A 5103-nucleotide genomic window follows, 5' to 3' on the forward strand; every position below is an offset into this window, starting at 1 on the left:
GTTGAGAATGCTCGTTCGACTCTACCGTTTCGACAATGAGTAGATTTTCGACAATCGGTTCTGGTTGAGAATGCTCGCTCGACTCTACCGTTTCTGAAACTTCTAGATTTCCGACAATCGGTTCTGGTTGAGAATGCTCGTTCGACTCTACCGTTTCGACAATGAGTAGATTTTCGACAATCGGTTCTGGTTGAGAATGCTCGATCGACTCTTGTCTTTCTACAGTTTCCAGAAACTCTGCGACTGGTTGCATTCCGGGTTCTAAATCGCTTATTTCCTCTGGTGTTTCTGTAATGGGTTCGGATTCTGGTTGAGAATAGTCGATCGACTCTTGCCTTTCTACAACTGGTTCGGATTCTGGTTGAGGATGCTCAACCGACTCTACTGTTTCTGAAACTTCTAGATTTTCGACAATCGCTTCTGGTTCATGATGCTCGATCGACTCTTGCCTTTCGAGAACTGGTTCGGATTCTGACTGAGGATGCTCGATCGACTCTACTGTTTCTGAAACTTGCAGATTTTCGACTATCGGTTCTGGTTGAGGATGCTCGATCGACTCTACTGTTTCTGAAACTTGCAGATTTTCGACAATCGGTTCTGGTTCATGATGCTCGATCGACTCTACTGTTTCTACAACTGGTTCGGATTCTGGTTGAGAATAGTCGATCGACTCTACTGTTTCTGAAACTTGCAGATTTTCGACAATCTGTTCTGGTTGAGGATGCTCGATCGACTCTACTGTTTCTGAAACTTCTAGATTTTCGACAATCGGTTCTGGTGGAGAAGGTTCTATCGGGAGTATCTCACTTTTGTAAAAAACATTTTTTACAAAAGTGAGCATCCTGCTTGCTTGTTTAGATATCTGTAGCGAGTAAGATGATCTGGTTCCTGTGACACCCAAACTGAGATGCTTCCCTTTAATCGGCTGTACGGTTTCTGGAACTGGTTCTGATTCTGGTTGAGGATGTTCTCTCAACTCTACGGTTTCTGGAACTGGTTCTGATTCTGGTTGAGGATGTTCTCTCAACTCTACGGTTTCTGGAACTGGTTCTGATTCTGGTTGAGGATGTTCTCTCAACTCTACCGTTTCTGGAACTGGTTTTGATTCTGGTTGAGAATCATAAAGCAACTCTACGGTTTCTGCAACTGGTTCCGATGCTGAATGAGAATCATAGAGAGACTCTTGCCTATGTGAAACTTGCAGGTTTTCGACAATCGGTTGCGATTCGGATTGATGAGAATCCGCGATCGAGTCTTGAGTTGTTGCCGCTTCTTGCAGATTTCGATCGACCTCTGGTTCGGTGTGAACCAGATTTTCTTCCGGTTTTTTTTCAGCCGCTGTCAGCCTTAAAAACACATCTTCCAGAGTAGCGCGAGAGCGACGCATTTCGCAGAGTCCGAATCCAGAGGCGAGGATAGCTGTGGCAATTTCTCGTCCGGGTTCTATGTCCGGTTCGCACATTGCCCGCAGGCGGTAGCGATTCACTAAAAATTGCTGGCTTGGAATCAATTCGATCGATCGCACTCCCGGCAATTGTTCCAAAGAAGGCAACAGCAGACTGTTTACCAAATCCGCCTCGCCTTCAACTTCGAGTTCGTAACCCTCTCCCACCGCCAACTCTCCCATCAAATTTTCGGGAGTACCTGCAGCGACGATTTTACCGCGATTGATGATGGTAACGCGGTTGCAAGTCATGCTGACTTCCGGCAGAATGTGCGTGGAAAGGATGATTGTGTGCTGGCCCCCAAGACTTTTGATTAAATTGCGGACTTCGATGATTTGCCGGGGGTCGAGGCCGACGGTTGGTTCGTCTAAGATAATGACGGGCGGGTCGTGGACGATCGCCTGGGCGATACCGACGCGCTGGCGAAATCCTTTAGAAAGCTTGCGGATTAAAACTTTGCGTTTATCAACCAGGCCGCAGCGTTCGATCGCGGAGGTAACTCGTCGCGCGCGATCGCCCGCAGGTACTTGCTTAATCCTTGCCACAAAAAACAGAAACCCTTCCACACTCATTTCTGGATACAGTGGCGGGTTTTCCGGCAGATAGCCGATGCGCTGTCTGACGGCCATCGAGTCTTCGTGAACATCCATGCCTGCGATGCGGGCCGTACCGCTGGATGCTGGCAAGTATCCCGACAAAATCCGCATGGTTGTGGTTTTGCCAGCGCCGTTTGGCCCCAAAAACCCCAGAATTTCTCCTGATTCGACCGAAAAAGACACGTCCGCGATCGCTGCGGTCGAACCGTAAGTTTTGCTTAAGTGTTCTACTTCAATCATTTGTCAGAAGTCACGCAATTTTAGATTTTAGATTTTAGATTTACTTTGCCAACCACAGGCGGGACGCCTGTTCCACGAAGTTGAGAGTCCCGCCCGATCGGCGGGTCGATCGAATTTATGGCGAAATTTTTAATTTGATTTTGTCTTCCAGTGTAGTCTGGCAAGAACCAAATCTATCATAAGGGTCGATCGTAGTTTGAAACAAAATGCTAGGTAGTAGGGGGGCGGAGCCCGGAAATGATTAGCCGATGTACATCGAATCGCTCCAACTGACGCACCCTACCAGTAGAGTCCGTGCCTAAGCGAACCCTCCACTAGCTGCCTTCGCTACAGAGGCGGGGCTGTTTCTAGGTTGAGTAGCGCTTACGCGCCCCTCCGCGTAACGCGACGAAAGCGGTTCGTTCAAAAAAATCTCAACTCCTTTTCCAAATCTTGATTTCCCCCAACCAACCCGCACTCACAATCGTCTTACCGTCGCTGCTAATCGCCACAGCGCTAACGTAGCCAGCATGACCGCTCAAATTACCTCTCAAATCCCCCGATCGCACATCCCAAAGTCTCACACTCTTATCCCAACTGCCAGTAACCAGCGTAGTGCCATCCCGACTGAATGCCACCGACCAAACTCCGTCTGTATGCCCGCTTAAACGACGAATTAACTGTCCATTTCCGGCATTCCACAACCCAACAGTGCCGTTGCTATTTCCCGCAGCTAAACTCTTGCCGTCGGGAGTAAAAGCTAGCGACAAAACCGACAAGTTTTTGCCGCTAATCGTGCGAATGGCTTGACCGCTAGCTAAATTCCACAACCTAATTGAACCGTCTTTGCTGCCGCTAGCTAAAGTTTTGTTGTCGGGACTAATTGCAACAGCATTCACCAACCCAGAATGCCCGGTCAAAGTCCGCAGCAATTCCCCCGTTTTCGGGTTCCAAATCTTAATCGTTTTGTCCCAACTGCCACTGGCTACAAATTGACCGTCGGGACTAACGGCAACGCTCGAAACTGCATTGGAATGCCCGCTCAAAGTGCGTACAACCGCGCCAGTTTCTAAATTCCAAATTTTCACTGTTTTGTCGTCGCTGCCGCTAGCTAACACCTTGCCATCCGCACTCGCGGCCAATGCGTTTACTGCTTCCGTGTGACCTTGCAGGGTAGTTTTTAATTGCCCGCCGGGAAAATTCCAAACTGAGATTGTGCCGTTGCTATTTCCTGTGGTAAAATAAGCTGAAGCTAGGGCAAGGGAACTGACAACTTCCGAAGGCCCTTTGAGGGTATTTGTAGCAGCAAAGGCGATCGCACTTGCGGGCGTGCGGGGCGCATTATTCGCCGGAGTTTTTGGGTTCCCCGCAGTAGGAGATTGGGGAACGACTGGCAGCGAAATAGTCGAGCGCCATTTCATGAAAGTATTAATTTCTATTCCCGCAGCCACGATTTTATCAGAGTTGTCCTCTAACCTGACAATGCCGTTAATTGCGACAACTCGGCCTGCGTCATCGAGCACCGGCCCGCCGCTCATTCCCGCTCTCACTAAGTTATTGTATACCAAAGTATAACCGTTCCAAGGAGTTTGGCGGCCGGTAAGCTGGCCTTCCGTGGCGATGAAAATCGGCTGTCTCAGAGAACCGCCGGATATCGGCCAGCCGGCCACATAAGCCTTGTTTCCCTTAGTTGCTGAGGAATTGGCTAATTGAGCCAGGGGGTAGCTTTGAGGGCTGCTGAACGGCACGACGGCTAAATCCATCCCTGGCACTCGCCGCACGAGGCTATAGTATACAGAGTGAGCTTTGCCGTCCGGAGTTACGACCTCGTAATCGCCGGCTTTATCGACAACGTGCCAGTTTGTGAGAATATAGTATGTGCTGCCTTGTTTCTCTAAAATTACTCCTGAACCGCCTTTTGTCCCCTGGATGCGAACAGTAATTTGTTGGGCAACGGTTTTAACTTTGTCGGCGGTTAATGCGAGGGCGATTTGAGGTGATGTCAGTGGGATGAGGGCGATCGAACTCAGGGCGATCGTAGCACTCAAAATAGCCGGAATTGTTCTGCTGTAATTCATTATTGTGTCAATTTAACATACCCAGATATCAACTGACGCATAAGTTATCCGGTTTGTGGCAGATTGACGGTTGACAACGCCAAAATGCCTGCGCGACGATCAAACTTTCGACATTCGCACAAGCCTCACAATATTTGACACAGCCCTCTGGCTACCAGAAAAATTTAGAATCGGGAACCACAAATAGACTCAACCATAGCAACTGGCTTATCTCTATTTTTTTCTTGGCAAATGATGAATTCAGCCAAACGCTGGTCGGAATATTTCCCATTAGCCATCCAGCCGAGGGGTGCGCCTGCGATCGCGCCGACTGCTAAACCAGTGATGAGGCTCCAAACAAGATGCTTTCGGGCGATCGGCTGTTGTTCCATAAAAATTTATCCTAAAGACTTACCCTTAGCAAGGGTAGCGCAAATAAAAGTTAATTTCTTCCTCCTATTTACTTATTTCCTAAGTAGTAACCCATTATTAAGTATCATGTCCTTCACAGTCCGCTTAACACAATCCCATGCGGCAATAATTAAGTATCCAAACTTAACAAAACCGATGGCAAGAAATACATGGTATTTAGAAACTGGGACAAAGAGTTAACTGAGGAAAATCTCCGAGAGCACATAACCAAAGCCAAAGAAGCATGGAAAAACGCTGAGGCTACAGAACCCCGCGCCGAATCCGGGTATTACAATCACAGGACTTACGCACGAACGCTATATATAGCGTACCCTCTTCCCAGACTAACTAGAGCGATTCCTGACGCTACCCCTC

General features: G+C 48.4%; 2 protein-coding genes and 2 pseudogenes. 1 reads left to right on the forward strand and 3 read right to left on the reverse strand.

From position 1 onward, the window contains the following. Positions 1 to 1210: 1210 nt before the first annotated feature. The 3 genes and pseudogenes from QUA71_RS28840 to QUA71_RS28850 form a co-directional block, all read right to left on the reverse strand. Positions 1211 to 2281 (reverse strand): annotated as a pseudogene (locus QUA71_RS28840) (ABC transporter ATP-binding protein); the annotation flags it as partial. A gap of 413 nt (positions 2282 to 2694) precedes the next feature. Then, entirely contained in the window at positions 2695 to 4338 is a 1644-nt protein-coding gene (locus QUA71_RS28845; RefSeq protein WP_333290394.1) for a WD40 domain-containing protein, read from the reverse strand. A 164-nt stretch (positions 4339 to 4502) separates the two neighbouring features. Beyond that, complete coding sequence (locus tag QUA71_RS28850) at positions 4503 to 4709, reverse strand: hypothetical protein (RefSeq protein ID WP_006633572.1); 207 nt, start codon at positions 4707 to 4709, stop codon at positions 4503 to 4505. A 189-nt stretch (positions 4710 to 4898) separates the two neighbouring features. Between QUA71_RS28850 and QUA71_RS28855 the strand changes: the two are divergent. Next, positions 4899 to 5103 (forward strand): annotated as a pseudogene (locus tag QUA71_RS28855) (DUF2442 domain-containing protein); the annotation flags it as partial.

It is taken from the genome of Microcoleus sp. MON1_C5, assembly GCF_036701875.1.
GTDB lineage: Bacteria > Cyanobacteriota > Cyanobacteriia > Cyanobacteriales > Microcoleaceae > Microcoleus.

Bases quoted from the DNA above. Each gene is read 5' to 3' on its own strand.
- QUA71_RS28845 (WP_333290394.1), bottom strand. From the start codon at position 4,338: ATGAATTACAGCAGAACAATTCCGGCTATTTTGAGTGCTACGATCGCC.
- QUA71_RS28850 (WP_006633572.1), bottom strand. From the start codon at position 4,709: ATGGAACAACAGCCGATCGCCCGAAAGCATCTTGTTTGGAGCCTCATC.